At 69.3% G+C, this 14,089-nt stretch carries 13 protein-coding genes; 3 read left to right on the top strand and 10 right to left on the bottom strand.

The features are described 5' to 3' along the window. Position 1 precedes the first annotated feature (1 nt). Positions 2–388 carry a nuclear transport factor 2 family protein gene (locus tag C1746_RS02200; protein ID WP_116713065.1) on the bottom strand — a complete coding sequence of 129 codons (387 nt, stop codon included), beginning with the start codon at positions 386–388 and terminating at the stop codon, positions 2–4. A gap of 59 nt (positions 389–447) precedes the next feature. Beyond that, complete coding sequence (locus tag C1746_RS02195; protein ID WP_116713064.1) at positions 448–2,139, bottom strand: hypothetical protein; 1,692 nt, start codon at positions 2,137–2,139, stop codon at positions 448–450. 161 nt (positions 2,140–2,300) lie between these two features. Here C1746_RS02195 and C1746_RS02190 point away from each other — a divergent pair, with 161 nt between their 5' ends. The 3 genes from C1746_RS02190 (at position 2,301) to C1746_RS02180 (ending at position 9,242) form a co-directional block, all read left to right on the top strand. Further along, complete coding sequence (locus C1746_RS02190) at positions 2,301–3,428, top strand: DUF5995 family protein (protein ID WP_116713063.1); 1,128 nt, start codon at positions 2,301–2,303, stop codon at positions 3,426–3,428. A gap of 384 nt (positions 3,429–3,812) precedes the next feature. Beyond that, positions 3,813–7,016 carry an esterase-like activity of phytase family protein gene (locus tag C1746_RS02185; RefSeq protein WP_116713062.1) on the top strand — a complete coding sequence of 1,068 codons (3,204 nt, stop codon included), beginning with the start codon at positions 3,813–3,815 and terminating at the stop codon, positions 7,014–7,016. A gap of 102 nt (positions 7,017–7,118) precedes the next feature. After that, a complete protein-coding gene (locus C1746_RS02180) occupies positions 7,119–9,242 on the top strand; it encodes a PhoX family protein (protein WP_116713061.1) in 2,124 nt (707 codons plus the stop codon). 163 nt (positions 9,243–9,405) lie between these two features. Here the strand turns inward: C1746_RS02180 and C1746_RS02175 are convergent, their stop codons facing one another. The 8 genes from C1746_RS02175 to C1746_RS02140 all read right to left on the bottom strand — a co-directional run bounded on the left by C1746_RS02175 (position 9,406) and on the right by C1746_RS02140 (position 14,076). Continuing rightward, complete coding sequence (locus C1746_RS02175) at positions 9,406–10,146, bottom strand: CPBP family intramembrane glutamic endopeptidase (RefSeq protein ID WP_116713060.1); 741 nt, start codon at positions 10,144–10,146, stop codon at positions 9,406–9,408. 153 nt (positions 10,147–10,299) lie between these two features. Further along, positions 10,300–10,794, bottom strand: coding sequence for a thioredoxin family protein (locus C1746_RS02170; protein ID WP_116713059.1), 495 nt, complete (start codon positions 10,792–10,794; stop codon positions 10,300–10,302). Next, positions 10,794–11,291, bottom strand: a complete 498-nt coding sequence (locus C1746_RS02165; protein WP_116713058.1) for a DUF4395 domain-containing protein — start codon at positions 11,289–11,291, stop codon at positions 10,794–10,796. Before C1746_RS02165 ends, C1746_RS02170 begins: the two co-directional genes overlap by 1 nt. Beyond that, a complete protein-coding gene (locus C1746_RS02160; RefSeq protein ID WP_205711653.1) occupies positions 11,288–12,067 on the bottom strand; it encodes a phosphoadenylyl-sulfate reductase in 780 nt (259 codons plus the stop codon). Before C1746_RS02160 ends, C1746_RS02165 begins: the two co-directional genes overlap by 4 nt. Next, a complete protein-coding gene (locus tag C1746_RS02155) occupies positions 12,061–12,438 on the bottom strand; it encodes a DsrE family protein (protein ID WP_116713056.1) in 378 nt (125 codons plus the stop codon). The genes C1746_RS02160 and C1746_RS02155 overlap by 7 nt, the downstream gene beginning before the upstream one ends. 2 nt (positions 12,439–12,440) lie before the next feature. Beyond that, positions 12,441–12,794, bottom strand: coding sequence for a hypothetical protein (locus C1746_RS02150; RefSeq protein WP_116713055.1), 354 nt, complete (start codon positions 12,792–12,794; stop codon positions 12,441–12,443). Further along, the gene (locus tag C1746_RS02145; protein ID WP_116713054.1) at positions 12,791–13,105 is read right to left on the bottom strand and encodes a DsrE family protein; all 315 of its coding nucleotides are present in this window, start codon (positions 13,103–13,105) and stop codon (positions 12,791–12,793) included. The genes C1746_RS02150 and C1746_RS02145 overlap by 4 nt, the downstream gene beginning before the upstream one ends. Further along, positions 13,102–14,076 (bottom strand): sulfurtransferase TusA family protein, encoded by a 975-nt coding sequence (locus C1746_RS02140; protein WP_116713053.1) that lies wholly within the window; start codon positions 14,074–14,076, stop codon positions 13,102–13,104. Before C1746_RS02140 ends, C1746_RS02145 begins: the two co-directional genes overlap by 4 nt. Positions 14,077–14,089 lie beyond the last annotated feature (13 nt).

Here is a 14,089-nt window from a genome sequence, read left to right as displayed (position 1 = left end):
GTCAGAACATGGTGTTGGAGTTCTTCGACTCCGTGGGCACCACCTGCAGCACGTCCCAGTGCTCGACCACCTTTCCGTCCTCGTCGAGGCGGAAGATGTCGATGCCGGCGTAGACGACATCGTCGGGCCAGGTCTGACGGCAGTGGAGGATCACATGGTCGCCGTCGGCGAAGCATCGGACGAACTCGACGTGCTTGCCGGGATACTCGGCGGCCATCCGCTCGAAGTACTCGATGAAGGCCTGCTTGCCATCTCCCACGTCCGGATTGTGCTGGACGTAGGAGGCACCGACGTAGCGGTCGACTGCCTCCGCCGGGCGGTCGTGATTGAACATCAGGTCGTAGAAGGCCTCCACGGTCTTCTTGTTCTGCTCCAGGCGGTCGGTCATGGTGACCAGTCTGCTACCGCGGTCAAGCCGGGCGACTCGACGGACCGGCCGAGCGAACGTCAGTTGGTCTGGACCCAGACGGTGAAGTCGCGCGGCGAGCCGTCGACCGGTCCGCTGGCGCACGCCCGGTATCGCGCCTCGATCTCCGGCACGGTCGACGCCATCGACTGCGGCCACGCACCCACCTGCAGGATTGCGGGGATGGACCCGTCGTCCATCAGCCCGATGATCCGGTCCCGCTCGCTTTCGAGGTTGTACCAGAAGGCGAAGAAGGGGGTCGGGTTGGTGACCTCGAGGGTGTCGTACAGCGTCAGCGGTGAGGGCACGATCCACACGTCGCGGGAGTCCGACCCCTGGAGACAGCGGTCCAGTTCGGGCTGGACGGCTGCCGTGATCGCGGTGGTCTCCCCCAGCGCATCGTCCTGCCCGACGATGTCGACCAGGTGCCCGCCCACACCGGTCACGGCCACGGCGGCGGCGGCGAGCAGTGCGCCGACGCTTGACGCGGTCAGCTGGCTCTGTCGCTCGGCGACGACCGCCGCGAGGGCGAACACGGTCAGGCCGACGATGGCCGCCAACGAGGCGACCTGGAAGCCGACGGCGATCCCCGCCATGTACCAGGCGACCCCGCCGATCCCGGCCAGCATCGTCGCTGGTCTGGCTGGTCGAAGCCGCGCCACGGCCGCGCGCACGGCATGCCACTCCCGCGAGAGGTCGAGTGCGCCCAGCGCGATGACCAGCGCAGCCAGAGTCCCCGCCGCGGCGGCGTGGTTGTCGCCCTGACGCCGGATCGCGATCAGCCCCAGCGCCAGGTTGCACAGCGCCAGCAGCCGCGTTGGGTCGGAGAGCCGCCGCCACAGCAGCGGCACGAACGGCACCAGCATCAGCATGGGGAACAGGGCCAGCCGGATCGTCTCCGGCGCGAGGATCGGGAAGTCGAACAGGGGGCCGAAGTCGGTCACCGTCCAGTTGCCGATCGCCTGCTGGAGGAACTCGGTCGCCGGAAGCCCGACCAGGCTGTAGACCGCGATCTGTGAGACCAGCCCCACGACCACCCCAGCCGGGGCGTGGAGCATCGTGATCACGCGCTCGGAGATCGGGGCATCCCGTCGACCGACGAGATCGAACATGGCCGTGCCGATCGCCAGCAGGATCGCAAGCTCGACGTGGGCCCAGAAGACCGTGGCGGCCAGGCCCACCCGAAGAGCGCGCTGCCACGACACGCGCACCGTGCCGACGGGCAGCAGGATCGCGACCCAGATGGTGGGGATGGCGTACTTGTTGTGAGCGACGTGGGTGAGGACGATCCACAGCGGGGCGATCCCGGCGACCCAGCCCGCGGGAACCCGGGCCCGCCACAGGATCACCATCATGGCGACGGCCGCCATGATGAACCCGCCTCGGCCCCACAGGTTCACCCAGACGGTCGCGTTGCCGTCGGCCAGGGTGTACAGCGTCGCCGAGTAGTACCAGCTGAGCGTGTTCCAGCCGTGCTCGAAGTCGATGAGGGGGATTCCGCCCTCGGCTGTGACACGCGCCAGGTAGTACTGGATCCCGAGGTCGTTGTGCAGTTGGAGTCCGTCGAGGGCCCGCATGGTCAGTGCGTAGTACGCGGCGATCAGCGCGCCCGTGATGATGAAGGGGGTTGTGCTTCGGTGGCCGACCGCCGGCCGAGCACTCGTGGCACGGGGCGCCTGGGCGCCAGGCTCCGCGTCGGCGTCGTCGGGCGCCGCCGCTGTCTTCGTCGTCACGGCCCAAGGGTAGCCAGCCGGAGTGGACCGCCGGGTTCGCTTCCAACCCAGGGACGTCACCGCTGGACCACCAGTTGCTCAAGCATTCGGCGGCAGAGGCCGATGCTCCCATGACTCCCTAGGACTCATAGACCAACGTCGACCTCGAGAGGAGCGCGCCCATGGCCCGCCGGAACCGCGTGATGACCGCCCTCGCCCTGGTGGTCGCGTTGCTGGCCCCCACCCAGGCGGTCGCCGACGAGCCCCCGCCCCTCGTCAACTGGGGAGAGCTCATCCCCGGCTTCACACCCGGCCTCGACACCTCCGACTCCAACGTTTGCAAGCGGGGCAGCCACCGGTGTGTCGAATCGGTCCTCCGCTCGATGTCGCGAACGTTCCACCAGCTGGCACGGCGGTGCGACCACAACGCCATCTTCCAGCTCGGCTACATGCGGACCACCGAGGCCTACTACGAGTCCTCCCAGATTCCCGGCTTCTACGACGACGTCCCGTGGATGCACCACTACGACGCCGTCTTCGCCGAGTACTACCTGGGTCCGCAGCGCGCCTGGCGGCACAACCGCGTCAGCGACGTGCCGCCGGTCTGGCGCGAGGCGTTCGCCTCGGCCGACGCGCAGGAGCTGAGCTCGACCGGCAACTTCCTTATGGGCATGAACGCCCACATCAACCGGGATCTGCCATTCGTCCTCGACGACATCGGTCTGACCGACGCAGACGGCAACAGCCGCAAGCCGGATCACGAACGCGTCAACGAGTTCCTGAACAACGTGGGGGATGACCTGAGCCCAGAGATGATCGCCCGGTTCGACCCGACCTGGGACACCAACCCCGACGACGACGTGCTGACCGGGTTCGCCGTCCAACAGGTCATCCAGGAGTGGCGCGAACGGGCCTGGAATGCGGCGTGGCTGATGACCTATGCGCCCGAGCCGGTCGCCCACCTGGTGGCGCAGGGCATCGAGAGCGGATCAGCCGAGCTTGCGGGATTGATTCGCCAGGCCACGGCAGCCAGCGATGCCGAGCGCGACGCACGCAACGCCTACTGCGCGGAGAACTGGCACAACTGGGACGGCGGCGACGGCACGTACTTCGACGGCCAGGACGAGCCCCTCATCGATGCTCCGAGCTTCGACGTGCCGAACCCGACCGACGATCTCCAGGCCCTGGCAGCGCTGGGTGTCCAGGTTGAGGTGAGCATCGAGTTCGGCATCGAGATCACGGTGGCGCCCAGCCTGCTCGATCCGGTCGGCCCCCTGCTCGCCCCGATCGGCGGCCTCCTCGGCCAGTAGGACCTGCCCGACGACGAACGGACCTCACCAAGGGAGGTCCGTTCGTTCGTGTGGGCGCGGCGTGTGGTCTCACACCCGCTTCGCCAGGTAGATGATCAGCAGGACCACCAAGATGGTTCCTACGATTCCAAGTCCGAGCATGTGGGTGTCCTTGAGGTTGTCGATTCAATCGTCGGCACGGGGGTCGGGGGCCGGCTCCGGTGGCCCTATCCGGTGGGTGCGGGACTGAAACCGACGTGACCGCGTTCGGCTGTTGGTCACCGATCACGTGTCTGTCGTTCAGACGGCGAACACGTCTCGGACAAGTCCGACCTCTACGACTCGTGCCAGTGCGCCGGGTCCGTCCGGTGCTGCACCGTCGCCCGCAACCGAAAGACCGTCGTGATGGACACCCGATTCGGCCTGACCACCCCCCGGGTCATGCTTGCTGCCGGCCTTGCGCTCCTCCTGGCCGTGACCCTGCTCTCCCGTCCACCAGCGCTGGCCCAACTCGACTCGGACGGGACCGCCGCCGACGATGCGCTCGCCCTGAGTGGGTTGCTGTTCAACAGCGCCGAGCACGTGGTCATCGCTCGTGACGACGTCTCCATCGACTCCCTGGCAGGCGGGCTGATCCAAGGAGCCGTCGAGGGGCCTCTGGTCCTGACGGACACCGACGAGTTGAGCGACTCGGCGGCGACGGAGATCGAGCGGCTGGGCGCCACGTCCGCCACCATCCTCGGTGGCGTCGACGCCGTGTCCCAGGCCGTCGAGGATGCACTGGTTGCAGTGGGCCTGGATGTCACCCGCCTGGGCGGGGCGACACGCTTCGGCACCGCCGAGGCCATCTTCGAGGCCGAGGGGACCGATGCCCTGACCGGTGTCGTGGCGCGTGCCTACCCAGCCGAGGGCAACCCCACGTCGGTCTTCGCCGACTCGATCGGTGGAGGAACGCTGGGTGCCGGCTTCGGCCTGCCGACGTTCCTGACCGACACGGACACCCTGACCGACACCACGCTGGAGGCACTGGAGACCTCGACGCTCGAGCAGCTCCTCGTCCTCGGCGGGGTCGACGCCATCGCCGACGAGGTGGTCATCGACCTCGAGTCCCGCGGCTTCGTGGTCACCCGCCTGGCGGGAGACGACCGGGCCATCACCGCGGCCGCGATCGCCCAGTACATCGACGACGCCGGGCCAGGCGTGGAGCGGGTCATCCTGGTTGACGGCTACCTGGAGCTGGGGTGGGCGTCCGGCTTCGCGGCTGCAGCCGCCAACCTGGACGGCACCACCGTGGTGCTCCTCTCCAACGGGGACATGCTCCCGCCCGCGACAGCCGAGTTCCTTGTTGGTGGGTCCTACGACATCATCTGTGGCCCGAACACGACCGGTACGGCGTGTGACCTCGCGACGGGCAACATCCCTGAGCCCACGCCGACGCCCACCGACACGCCGACCGACACACCGGTCGAGCCAAGCGGGACCTTCACCCACGTCGGCACCTTCGACGTGACCACGGCCGGCAGCGAGTCGGCCGAGATCGCCGACGTCACCGCCGACGGGCAGACGCTGATCTACAGCGACTCGCCGAACAACGCGATCGGCTTCGTCGACATCGCCGACCCAAGCGATCCGCAGGACGCCGGGACGATCGCCTACGACGGTGAGCCCACCAGCGTGGCCGTGCTCGGCGACTACCTGCTGGTCGCACTCAACACCTCCCCCGACTTCGACAACCCGTCCGGTGAGCTGATCATCGCCGACGCCGATGACGGCACCGAGATCCGCACCATCGACTTGGGCGGTCAGCCGGATGCGATCGCGGTCTCCCCGAGCGGGGAGTATGCGGCGATCGCCATCGAGAACGAGCGGGACGAGGATGAGAACGACGGCCTGATCCCGCAGCTGCCGGGTGGCTTCCTCGTCGTCCTCGACGCCACGATCCCAGACCAGCCGAACGACTGGACCGCCACACCGGTCGACCTGGACGGTCTGGCCGAGGTCGCGCCCGACGACCCCGAGGTCGAGTACGTCGACATCAACGACGAGAACCTGGCGGCGGTCAGCCTGCAGGAGAACAACCACCTCGTCGTGGTCGACCTCGCGACGGGTACCGTCACCAGCGACTTCTCCGCGGGGGAGGTGACGGTCGAGGGCGTCGATGCGACCGAGGAGGAGATCGGTCCCCAGGAGAACGGGGACATCCAACTGACGGAGACCATCACCAAGCGCCGCGAGCCCGACGCCGTCAGCTGGATCGACAGCGACAGCTTCTCCACCGCCAACGAGGGCGACTACGAGGACGCCGACGGCAACGAGGGCGGCTCGCGTGGCTTCACCATCTGGGGCGTCGACGGCACCGTCGAGTACGACTCGGGCAACACCTTCGAGTACGAGCAGATCCGCGCCGGCCACTACAACGAGGGCCGCAGCGAGAACAAGGGCGGCGAGCCCGAGGGTGTCGAGACCGGGGTGTACGACGACGGCGAGACGACCTTCCTCTTCGTCGGGGCCGAGCGCACCAACGTCATCGGCGTCTACGACGTGAGCGACGGCGCCCCCACCTTCGTGCAGCTGCTTCCCACCGGCAGCGGTCCGGAGGGACTGAAGGCCATCGGCGACCGTGACCTCTTCGTCGTGGCCGCCGAGAACGCCGAGGACGGGTTCCCCCCCCTGATCACCCTCTACGACTACGACGCCGAGGACACCGAGCCGGCCTACCCGCAGGTCGCCAGCACCGGGGAGGTCCCGGTCCCGTGGGTGGCGCTGTCCGGCCTGGCCACCGGCCCGGAGGGCATGGCTGCGGTCAGTGACTCCATCCTGGGCGTCTCCTACCTCTACGACGTCGATCCCGGCACCTCACCCGCGGCGATCACGGCGAGGACGGCCATCACCGGTGCGTCGTTCTCCCTGGATGCTGAGGGCGTTGCTCCAGCCCCTGAGGGCGGCTGGTGGATCGCGTCGGAGGGCCGCTATGACGGCGCGATCGAAGAGCGCCCGAACGCGCTGGTCAAGATCGGGGACGATGGCGTCGTCACCGAGGAGATCACGCTGCCCCCGGCGCTGGTTGATCAGGCAACGTCGTCCGGCTTCGAGGGCGTCGCCGTCACCGGTGAGGACACCTCCGAGTTCCTCTACACCGTCATCCAGCGCGAGTGGGCCGACGACGATCCCGGCATCGTCAAGATCGGACGGTACGAGGTTGCGACCAGCACGTGGACCTTCGCCGACTACGAGCTGGACGCGGTCGAGTCACCGGCCGGTGGCTGGGTCGGCCTCTCCGAGCTGACCCCCCTGCCGGACGGCACGTTCGCCGTCATCGAGCGTGACAACCAGCTCGGCACCGACGCGCGCATCAAGCGGGTGTACGGCATCGACCTGGCCGCCGCCACGTTCGCGCCCTACGACGACCCACGGACGGTGGTACCGAAGACCTTGCTGGTCGACCTGCTGCCCGCGCTCGAAGCGGGCTCGATCTGGACCCCGGACAAGGCCGAGGGCATGGCCATCTCGGCCGACGGCAACGTGATCGTCGCCACGGACAACGACGGCCTGGACGACGCCATCGGGCAGACCCTGTGGCTGGACCTTGGACCGCTCGAGGACCTCTGACGCCCACGTCCGGGCTTGGCCACGATCGGGGCCAAACCCACACATGGACGCGGAATCCCCCGATCGTGCCGAGTTCCCCACGTAACGAAGGACCACCACGCCATGATAAAGCTGCCCCGCCGCTCGCTGCCGCTGTTCGGTGACTGGCACTCCGGGACCTACGCCACCTGCACCTACAAGTGCAACGACGAGTGTCACAAGGACGCGCCGAACGCGGGCGCGCAGGACACCTTCGCCGAGGTGGCCGAGCGGGCCATCTCCCGCCGCAAGATGCTCAAGGGTGCGGCCGTCGTCGGCATGGTCGTCGGGTTCGCCGGCGCCCTGGAGATCAGCTCCGCCGAACGGAGCCTGGCCCAGGACGGTTCACAGATCGGGTTCACACCTGTCCCGCCGAACACCGCCGACACCGTCCGGGTTCCCGACGGCTATGAGTGGCGCACCTTCATCCGCTGGGGTGACCCGATCCTCCCCGGCGTTGGTGGACTCAACAGCGACTACTCCAACGTCACGCCAGAGCAGCAGGCCGGTGCGTTCGGCTACAACAACGACTTCGTCGCCTACCTGCCGGCCACGCGCGGTGGCGAGGAGAGCCGGAGCGGGCTGCTCTGGGTCAACCACGAGTACACCAACCCCGAGCTGATGTTCGCGGGCTACGACCCCGACAACCCCACCGCCGACCAGGTCGACGTCGACCTGAACGCCCACGGCGGCTCGATCGTCGAGATCTACACCGGCCGGGACGGTGGTATGAACTACCGCCGTGGCGCGCCGCTCAACCGCCGCATCACGCCCTTCACGCCGATGGAGATCACGGGCCCGGCGGCCGGCCATCCGCTGCTGCGGACCTCCGCGGACGGCACCGGCCGGCAGGTCCTGGGGACGCTCAACAACTGCGCCGGTGGGAAGACCCCGTGGGGCACGATCCTGACCGCGGAGGAGAACTTCAACCAGTACTTCGGGCTGCGGGAGGACAGCGAGGTTCCCGACGCCGACGACGAGATCCGCCTGTCTCACGAGCGGTACGGCATCGAGTTCGAGGAGGAGGTGGAGGAGCCCGAGCCCCCACCTGTGGACACCTCGACCGACACGCCGGTCGGGCCGATCGAGGGCGAGGAATCCGAGGAGCAGCCGGACCCCGACCCGATCCCGCTGGCATCGGGTCGGAAGTGGGAGCGCTTCTACGACCGGTTCGAACTCACGCTCGAGCCCACCGAACCCTTCCGCTTCGGCTGGATCGTCGAGATCGACCCCTACGACCCGACCTCGACGCCGAAGAAGCGGACGGCGCTCGGACGCTTCAAGCACGAGGGCGCGGAGATGACCGTGACGCCTGAGGGAAACGTCGTTGCCTACCTCGGGGACGACGAGCGCTTCGACTACCTCTACAAGTTCGTCTCCGACGGCGTCTACGACCCGGCGATGTCAGCGGAGGAGGCGGGAAGCCTGTTGGACGAGGGGACGCTCTACGTCGCCGTCTTCGAGGACACCAACACGGGGCGGTGGGTCCCGCTGGTCTTCGGCGAGAACGGGTTGACCGAGGAGAACGGCTTCACCGACCAGGGCGACGTCCTGATCCGGACCCGGTTGGCGGCCGACATCCTCGAGGCGACCCCGATGGACCGGCCTGAGGACGTCACACCTGATCAGGACCGGCCCGGCTACGTCTACGTCTGCCTGACCAACAACACCGACCGGGAGAAGCCGGAGGACGCCAACGCCGCCAACCCCCGGACCCCGAACCCGTGGGGCCACGTCATCGAGATCGTCGAGGACGGGGAGACCGGGACGGCAGAGACGTTCTCATGGGACTTCCTGCTGCTGTGCGGTGACCCGGAGGACCCGGAGACGTTCTACGGCGGCTTCGACAAGTCGCAGGTGTCGCCGATCTCGGCCCCGGACAACTCCCGGATGACGCCGACCGGGGACCTGCTGCTGGCCACTGATGGCCAGCCGGGCGGACTGGGGATCAACGACGCCTTCCACTTCGTCCCGCTCACGGGTTCGGAGCGCGGGCACGTGCAGCAGTTCTGCACCGTCCCGGTCGGCGCCGAGGCCTGCGGGCCGGAGTTCACGCCTGATGGCCGGACCCTCTTCCTCGCCGTCCAGCACCCCGGTGACGGCGGCACGATCACCGAGCCGATCTCGCAGTACCCTGACGCCGGCCGTCCCGCTCGTCCGGGCGTGGTCTCGATCTGGAAGTCCGACGGCGGGGTCGTGGGCACCTGACCCTCCCGGTGGGGAACCTGACCTCGCCGCGGGGAACCCGACCTCTCCGTGGGGAACCTGGCCTCGCAGTGGGGAACCTGACCTCGTCGCGGGGGACCTGGCCTCGCCGTGGGGAACCTGGCCTCGCCGCGGGGAACCTGACCTCGCCGCGGGGAAGCTGACGTCAGCCGAGCGAGGGCGGGAACAGGATCATCAGGCTGGTCCAGAGGACGTGGGCGATGATCGTCACACCCACGGAGCGGGTGAGCAGCAGCAGCGTCCCCCACACCAGCCCGCCCAGCGCGGCGGCGGCGATCAGCGCGATCTTCAGCGTGGCGACGTGGAAGAGGGCGTAACCGGCCGTCGAGACCAGGACCATCGCCGTCCCCCGCCGCTTGGTACCGAAGCTGGTCGGCAGTCGAGGGCGGACCCGCTCCGCGATCATGGGCGTGAACGCGCCACGCCAGAACACCTCCTCCAGTCCCGCGGTCAGAACGGCACCGAGCAGCAGTTGCCCCCACACCGGCATCGAGTCCGTCCGCTGGTAGACCTCGAGAGCCGTCGCCGTCAGCGCCGGCACGACCTGAGCCGCCACCGCGAAGAGCAGGTGCCCGATCCCGAAGTGGACCAGGGCCGCCAGCACAGCGATGCCGGCCTGCCGGGGCGTGACGGCGAACCCGGGTTCAGCCTCGTCCGGTGCTCGCCGGACCCAGAAGCCGACCAGGCCCGTGACTACACCTCCAACGACGACCAGCGGGAAGAAGGGCAGCGCTGTCGCGTTGAAGGCAATGCCCCAGATGACCGACAGACCGACGAAGGCGACGGCAAGGCGAACGACCTGGCGGTCTCGGCGACCGAGGAGCGGTTGACTCTGCTGTGCGCCGCCGAACTCCGAGCTGTGGGCGTTGGGAGAGGCGGAGTCCATCAGGGCGACGGGTACCCGGCCCGCCGTCAGCCGACACAGAGGTCCGGCCTGGTGCGCCGACGCCCACGCATGCGTGGGCAGACCCGCCCCCACCGGGAGAAGTCACGCATGCGTCAACGCATGCCAGTGGAACGGCGTCGGCGGCGCGCCAGGTCAGGAGAGCAGGAGGAGGCGCTCGGTTGCTCGGCGAACCAGTCGCTCCACGTCCTCGTGATCAGGCACACCGGCTACACGCCCGAGCAACTCGCCGCGGTTGCTCACCAGCAGCGTCGTGGGTGCCCGCATGATGCGATGGGCCCGGGCCAGATCCAGTTGCTCGGCCACATCCACCTGGACCACCGAGACCGACGGGTGCTCCTGTGCCACCCGGTGCAGGACCGCTGCCACGGCTGCACACGGCGCACAGTCGGGCGCGGTGAACTCGACCAGGGCCAACGGTGTGGTCGGAGCCAGCACCTCGACGATGTCACGCGCCTCGAGCACGACGGAAGTCTCCGCCCCGGGAGTGCGGGATGGCGGGCTCGAGCTGCCGTCAGCAGCACCGAGGTCGAGCACCGTCGACACCACATGCCCGTCGCGGGACTGCCGCCACCGGCCGACGAGCAAGACGACGACGATCACGGCCACCAGGATGAGTGCCCGTTCCATCAGGCCTGCACCTTCCCGCGGCGCACGCGCGCGAGGACCGCGTACAGCTCACAGCCGACGCACAGCCCGGTGGCGGCCAACAATCCGGACAGCGCCACCACGACCAGGACCAGCGCCCAACCGAGCGTGGTCGCCCCCGCGAGCAGGGCACCGAGCCCTGCGCCGGCGACCAGCAGGCCCATGAGCTGACTGAACCGTGGACCAGCTTCCCCCTCCGTCGCCGGTGGCGGCCCCAGGTCGAGCCGGCGCTTCAGGCCGCGGAAGAGCGTCCCGTAGGGTGAGTAGCGCAGGCCGGCGATGGCAGCGACGGCGAACACGATCACCTGGCCGGCAACCAGGGCGGGAGCCTCGAGGAGGAATGCCGTCGCGAGCACGACGAAGGTGATCCCGGCGGAGAAGCGGGGACCGCGGACGTCGATCTGGTCACCTGCCTTGGTCGCGGGTGGCGTGGTGGCGGGCGCCTGCGATGCGCGCTCGTCCGGGACTGCTGTGGTCACTCGTCTTCCGATCTGCGGGTGGGCCCGAGGTGGAGCCCACACTCCGTCTTGGTCGTCCCGGCCCACCGGCCGGCGCGGGGGTCCTCGCCCGCCGCCACCGGCGACGTGCAGGGCTGGCAGCCGATTGAGCCGAACCCCCGGAGGGTCAGCGGGTGCGGCGGGAGATCATGTAGCCGTCGGTGCCCGGCCACGTCCGCGGCGGTCCAGTTGACCAGCGGCGCAACCTTGAGCAGCGACCGCCCGCCCTTGACCACGCGCTGCACGACCGGTGTCGTCTGGCGGCTCGACGCCTGGTTCCGACGGACGCCGGTCGCCCAGCCGTCGAAGCCCTCGAGCGCCTGGTCGAGGGGGGCCACCTTGCGGATCTGGCAGCAGGCATCGGGATCGCGGTCGTGGAGCGCATCCCCGTGCAGGCTTGCCTGGTCCTCCACCGAGAGCCACGGCTGCACGTGGACCACCCGACGAAGCCCCAGTCGCTCGACCAGGGTGTCGCGGTAGGTGAGGGACTCCTCGAAGTGGAAGCCGGTGTCCAGGAACAGCACCGGGATGTCCGGGTCGACCTGGGCGACCAGGCTGAGCAACGTGGCGCTGTCCGCGCCGAAGCTGGACGTCACACAGAAGCGCGGAATCGACCACCAGGCCCACCGCAGGATGGTGGTCGCGGGGGCGCCATCCATCTCACGCGCTGCCTCGGCGACCTCCTGCTGGGTCGAGAGGGGCATGACCGCCGGCGCATCGGGGCGAGGCCGGACCAGCGTGGATCCTGCACTCACCATGTCAGCACCCCGTCGGCGGCATCCACGGTCGCGGCGATCCCGTCGTTGTCCGCGACCTGGACGCCCGGCAGCAACTCGCTGGGGTCGATGCCCAACCCGGCGATCGCCTCGTCGTGGGCGAGTACGTCGATGCCGCTCTCGAGCAGCGCCTGCAGATCGTGGGCCGGTGAGGCGCTGGGAAAGGCGGCGCCAGCGATGTACCGGGCCGGCGTCTCTCCCGCCCCCACCGCCAGCCGCACCGCGTCCCGCAACAGCACAACCGTCAGATCGAGGTCCTGGGTCACCGCGTAGGAGTTGGCTTCGAGCGACGGCTCGCTCCCCCGCGGGGCACCCGGTGCGTGACGAATGAGACTGACCAACCGACGGGTCATCGCTACCCACCGACCCCGACGCTGAGCACCAGGTCGGCATCGCTGGCGATCCGCCACAGGTCGGCGTGATCCCCCTCGATAACCCCTGGTGCCTGCTGGCCCTCAACGCCCAGGGCCCTCGAGGAGTCGTGTTCGGTCATCCAGATCACGGGACCACCCTCGACGCCCTTGCGAATCAGCCCAGCAACCGCTTGGGCGACCGGGTGCGTCCCCGCGGAGAGCACCGCGGCCTCGTCGTGGGCGAAGACCCGGACGGTGACGCCGCGTTCGACCAGACGATCGACCAGGGCCAGGGCCGTCGTCGTCTGCTCCGTTGCACCTGCCTGGTTGAGGATGAGGGCCACGCTGCGGGTCACAACCACACCACCTTGTCGGTCTCGTCCACCAACAGGTCGGCGACCATGGCGATGTCCGTCGGCTTGATGCCTGCGGCGATGCTGGTCGGTTCCATCCCGCGGCGTCGAAGCGCCTCGGTGTCGATCAGCACGTCCACGCCAGCCTCGACGGCCGCCTGGACACGCGCGGCGGAGGGATGGCCTGGGCGAGCGAGGTCCGCACCGCGGTCGAGCAGGATCACGCGGACGTCGCCGCTGGCCCGAAGCCGGGTCGCGAGGACCAGGGGCCAGCAGTCGCCCTCAGACACGAGCACGGTCGTTCGGGCACTCATGCGCGAGCCTTCTCGATCAGGAGTCGGATGGCGGGTCGGCCGCCGGGGTCCTGTGCGCGCTCGACCGCGATCAGCGCGTGGCCGGCCCGGTCCGCCCACCGCGCGAACACCGCCGGTGATCCTGGTCCCTCCGCGAGCACTTCGAGCACGTCTCCCGGTTCCAGGTCGGTGATGGTCCGCATGGCCTCGACCACACCGGCGTCGCGTGACTGTCCACGGGCGTCCAGGGAGGCCGCAGCCACGACGGTCGAGCGTGGACCGCGAGCTCCCGAGGCGCGCAGCCGCCACGACCGACCCTGGCGCGCCCCAACCGTCGCCGAGAGCTCGATGGGGACCCCCGCCGCCTCGAAGGCGCCGGCCAGCAACCCCCGTTCGATGCTCTCGGCCAACACCGGGTCCTTGCGTTCGACCAGCGTGACGGCGTCGGAGAGACCGTCCACCTCGATCCAGTCGACACCCGAGCCGCTGACCCGGATCTCCGGGGCGTACGCCCGAAGAGCCGTCACCGTGCGATCACTCGCCTCGGTCAGTCGGCGGTGCGGCGTCCGGCCGGCGGAGGAGGTGATCAGCTGACGTCCCTCCTCACGAGCCGCCTGATGTGCGCGGGCGACCAGCGGTGCGCCGCCGGGACTGTCCAGCAGGTCGACCAGCAGTCGGACCATGAGCGCGGCAGCCGCACCGCCTGCTGGCTGGACCGCGCTGTCGATGGCGACCTGGTTGTTGTCGACGTCAGCACGAGCCCGGTAGATGCGCGCTGGGCGGCCTCCGCCGGGGTGCTTGCGTTGCCCGACCGACAGCAGACCGGCATCGGCCAGCAGTCCCAGGTGGGTGCGTGCGACATTGGGGTGCAGGTCGAACGTGGCGGCGACGTCCCGGACCGTGAGGGCGTCGTCCACCTGCCGCAAGTGGTCGTAGATGCCCGCGCGGGTGGTGGACCCGAGCGCACGACCGATGCTGACCTGTCCACTCACGCGGACTGTTGTA

This window comes from Euzebya tangerina, assembly GCF_003074135.1.
Lineage (GTDB): Bacteria > Actinomycetota > Nitriliruptoria > Euzebyales > Euzebyaceae > Euzebya > Euzebya tangerina.
Note: the sequence above shows the minus strand (reverse complement) of the source record. Positions and strands in the feature narration are given on the sequence as shown.